The following is a 3,960-nucleotide window of genomic DNA, read 5'->3' as shown; positions in this document are numbered from 1 at the left end:
GTTCATGTACTCGGTGTTTGACAAATGCGCTGACCTCAGCTTGACAAGTTCGGGCATCGACCCTTCGATGATCGACGCCACTTGCGACCCCGGCGACCTGCAGGACGCATTCGTTCTAGCCAAGGCTACCAAGGACGGCGAACAAGCTATGGTTCAGCAGGAAGTTTCGCGGTTCTTGCACGCGTTCTTCAAGGGCGATAGGTTCGTCGACAACAAGTGCGCTCACATGAAGTTCTCGAGCAAGGTGCCTGGCTTGGCTGCCGACAGGTTCGACCGCCTGATTGCCGCGGGATACCTGGTGCACACAAAAGCAAAGACGGTCGCCGACTTCTACGAGGTCGCGCCCGCTTTCAAGGCCAGCGTGCGTAGGTTCCTCACGGATGGCTATCCAGATGGAAAGCTCAAGAAGTTCATCGCGCTAGTGCGATAAGGCGCCAAGCTTTCAGGCATCTCGGTTCGATAGTCGAATAGGTAGTGAGCGGCGATGGTGATGAGCCTGGTGCAGTCGACCAAGCTGCATGGGCACGACCCGTGGGCTTACATTAAGGACGTGCTGCAGCGGCTGCCGATGCACCCGAACCGTCGCATCGACGAGTTGCTGGCGCGCCGGTGGACGGCTGCGACCACACGAGAAACTACGGGACTATGAAGAGCATTGTGAAGCGTTGATCGACGACGGCGGCGACATTACGTTGCGCCACATCCAGGGTGTTGGCTGCGCGGTTATGGCCGCTGACGGTCACAACGCCCTGGCCATGTTCGCACGCCGCGATAGCGAGACGCTCAACGTGTTGCTCAAGCGACTGGATCGCGTCATCGGGCGGTACTGCGACGAGGGCGAAGCCACCGACGAGATCAACCCGCCTTGATCGGCTCCGTCGTCAAGACGGGGTGCTTGGCCGCCTACGGAACTGCTGCTCAAGGGCGACCGTATTTCTCGAAGCCTCGTCGCCCGTCGACACCGATGGTCACGATTCTTCTGTATTGAAGTGTCGGAGGTCATCTCGACGCGAGTTGGCGATCACGCAGAATTGACTGGAGGATGTGAGGCGACCGAATGCCGGCAATTTGAGAAGACAGAGACACGGACTTCATGTTCATCAGCGCGAATGACACCCCTTTTCTCGCCGAGACGTTCGTGTCGCAAGACAAGTTGTGCTCAAAGGTGTGCACGGTCGTCGTGCGCGCCAGCTTCGACGTCGATGTCGACGGCGTCTGTCGCTTCGTCGAGAAGCAGAGCCCCTTCGTCTTTGCCGATGCGCACTATGGCGATGCAGCAGATACCTCTGTTCGTGCCGAGTCCGACTTTGTGCCGGTGAAGCCGCGGCCCGAGGTGCTGCTCGATGCGATGGCCATGGCCCCGCAGGGTCGGCAGGCAACGACGATGGAGGTGGGGCTGCTGGGGCCATCGCTCGACAAACGCGCCATCGTGACGGGTGAGCGCCGTTGGACCTCAGGCGCCTTCGGATCGCGAGCGTCGCGGCCGGAGCCATTCTCGGCCATGCCCTTGGCCTGGCACCTGGCATTCGGTGGCACCGATCGAACGTCGAACGACCCCACGAACTACCGGAGTGACCCTCGCAACCCGCTCGGGCGGGGCTACCTCGAGACCAAGAGCGACGCGGCCAGCGAGGGCGCCCTCCTGCCTTGTGTCGAACGTCCTGGATCGCTTCTGAAGACTCGCCTCGACCGACCGGAGCCGATCGGCTTCGGCCCGGTGCCGCGCTTTGCGGCCGGGCGAGTGCGCTTCGCGGGGACCTATGACCAACATTGGATGGATCATGTCCTGCCGTTCTTGCCCGACGATTTCGATGACCGCTACTTCCAGGCCGCGCCGGAGGATCAGCAGATGGATGCGCTGACCGAGGGCACGGCCTTCATGTGCCTGAACATGAACCCTTCCGGTCGCTTCATCGTCCGCCTGCCCTCGATGGCTGTCCCGGTTGCGTTCTGCTTCGACGATCGCGTGGAGCGCACCACGCTGACTCCCGACACGCTTCATCTTCTCCCTCACGAATCGCGCATCGTTCTCGTGGGGCGAGTGGGTGTGAAGCTGCCGCGCAAGTTCGTGCGCTTGCGCGAAGTTCGTGTCGGCAATGCCCGCCCGAGAAAGCCGCACTTCGGAAGTCTCGGCGAGGCAGTGACTGAACTTCGGGCGAGGCGCTAGGCCATGTACGTCACCTGTCTGAGCCTCATCTGCCCCGTCGGCTACCAGCCGAGAAGCGCTGCGGCAGCGCTGCGAGCGGGCGTCTCCGGCTTCACGATGCTGCACTACACCGACAGAGAAGGCGAGCCGCTCGTGGGCGCCGCCGTTGAGGCGTTGCCGGCGGAAATGCGCGGTCGCGATCGACAGGCCGCGTTGTTGAGGCTCGCGTTCGAGCAACTTGATCCCCCGTCAACAGAGCGTCTGCGGGCCGCATCCCTTCCATTGATCCTGTGCACACGCGAGGCAGACCGGCCTGGGGCGCGGTTGGCCGGCCTGATGAGCAACGCACAGTTGCCGGATGGCGCACCCTCCACGCACGGGCGAACCGCGCACGTGGCGGGCGGCGCAGTTGGCGTGATCCAGGCGCTCAGCCTTGCGCGCACGATGCACAGCGAGACGCAGGCGCGAGCATGCCTGGTGGTCGCTGTGGACAGCTTGATCGACGCGCGCACACTGAGTTGGCTCGATCGATCCGGACGGCTGAAGACAAGCCTGCAGAGCGACGGCCTGATCCCTGGCGAGGCAGCTTGCATCGTCCTGGTCAGCGAGGAGCCGCCGGAGGGGGGTGGTCTCGCCGTGCTGGGACTGGGCTTCGGGACCGAGCCGGCGACGGTCACGAATGAAGAGCCTTTCCGCGCCAACGGCATGACGGCGGCGCTACGTGCTGCGCTCGTCGAGGCGGGTCTCGGGCTTCACGAGGTTGACTTTCGTTTGAGTGACGTTGGAGGTGAGTCCTATGCCTTCGAGGAACTGGTCGTAACGCAGGCGCGACTGATGCGGCAGGTACGTCCTGAGCAGCCTCTGTGGCACCCAGCCGACTGCGTGGGCGACTGTGGCGCGGTTGCTGGCTTCGTGCAGCTGGCTTGGGTCGAGCAGGCTTGGGCGCGCGGGTATGCGCCCGGCCCGGTAGCGGCGCTCCATGCGAGCGGAGCTTTTCACAACCGCGCGGCGGCAGTGGTATCACATCCGAGGTGGACAAGGTGACGCACGCGGTTTTCGCCAACATGCGAGAAGTCGCCGGCAAGGGCGACTTGAACAAAAGCATCGCCCGATTCCCCGACGTATGCCTGTCCCCGCCGGGACCGCCGGCGGGACCGATCCCCGTCCCCTATCCCGATACGTCTTTCTCCAGCGACCTCAAAGAGGGTTCCGTCACGGTGCTGCTGGGGCGCCAACCAGCAGCTCTCGCGCAGCAGTCGTACTACAAGCCAGCAACGCTGGGCAACGAGGCAGCCACGCGCAGCTTCGGGGCGAGCGTGATCACGCACCAGATCACCKGCAAGACTTACTTCCAGGCCTGGTCGATGGATGTGAAGATCGAGGGCAAAGCCGTCTGCCGGCACCTCGACCTGACGACTAGCAACCACGGGTCGCACCCGCCCGGGACGTCGGGTGCGCCGTCGACGAGCAGCATGATTCCGGCGGGGCTTTCAGCTGCCGACCAGGAGCTTGCCGAGGAGTGCGAGAAGATCCACAAGGACTACGATGTCATCAAGACCGAGCAGGCGGGCTACGCCTCGCAGATCAAGCCCATCAAGAACCGGATCTTTAACAATCGCCCTCTGGCCGGTGACGTCGACGGCATCAAAGCCCTCATCACACAGCAGATCGAGGCATTGGAACGCCTGAAGGTCAAGCGTCGCGAGTACATCGACAAAGGGTGCGACAAGATCGAATGGACAAAGAAAAAATACGACACCGAGGCAGAGAGAAGGGCGCACCATGAGGGTGCTGTTGCGGACCTGGCAAAACAG

6 protein-coding genes are annotated in these 3,960 nt (G+C 63.0%); all 6 read left to right on the top strand.

The features are described 5' to 3' along the window. Nucleotides 1-430, top strand: a 430-nt coding sequence (locus AC1DXV_RS32285; protein WP_477937565.1) for a hypothetical protein, incomplete at its 5' end; no start/stop codon positions are given. Nucleotides 431-490: 60 nt separating this feature from the next. Then, nucleotides 491-649 (top strand): transposase domain-containing protein, encoded by a 159-nt coding sequence (locus AC1DXV_RS32280; RefSeq protein ID WP_477873414.1) that lies wholly within the window; start codon nt 491-493, stop codon nt 647-649. 16 nt (nt 650-665) lie between these two features. Further along, a complete protein-coding gene (locus tag AC1DXV_RS32275) occupies nt 666-869 on the top strand; it encodes a hypothetical protein (RefSeq protein WP_477873412.1) in 204 nt (67 codons plus the stop codon). Nucleotides 870-1,093: 224 nt separating this feature from the next. Next, nucleotides 1,094-2,167 (top strand): DUF2169 family type VI secretion system accessory protein, encoded by a 1,074-nt coding sequence (locus tag AC1DXV_RS32270; protein ID WP_477873410.1) that lies wholly within the window; start codon nt 1,094-1,096, stop codon nt 2,165-2,167. A 3-nt stretch (nt 2,168-2,170) separates the two neighbouring features. Continuing rightward, nucleotides 2,171-3,190, top strand: a complete 1,020-nt coding sequence (locus AC1DXV_RS32265; RefSeq protein ID WP_477937563.1) for a hypothetical protein — start codon at nt 2,171-2,173, stop codon at nt 3,188-3,190. Next, nucleotides 3,178-3,960: DUF4150 domain-containing protein (locus AC1DXV_RS32260; RefSeq protein WP_477937561.1), on the top strand; the 783-nt coding region annotated here is incomplete at its 3' end. The genes AC1DXV_RS32265 and AC1DXV_RS32260, both read left to right, overlap by 13 nt.

This window comes from Rhizobacter sp. P3_C12 (assembly GCF_056402735.1).
Note: the sequence above shows the minus strand (reverse complement) of the source record. Positions and strands in the feature narration are given on the sequence as shown.

Excerpts from the sequence above, each read along its gene's own strand:
- AC1DXV_RS32270 (WP_477873410.1), top strand. The coding sequence starts at position 1,094 with ATGTTCATCAGCGCGAATGACACCCCTTTTCTCGCCGAGACGTTCGTG.
- AC1DXV_RS32265 (WP_477937563.1), top strand. The coding sequence starts at position 2,171 with ATGTACGTCACCTGTCTGAGCCTCATCTGCCCCGTCGGCTACCAGCCG.
- AC1DXV_RS32280 (WP_477873414.1), top strand. The coding sequence starts at position 491 with ATGAGCCTGGTGCAGTCGACCAAGCTGCATGGGCACGACCCGTGGGCT.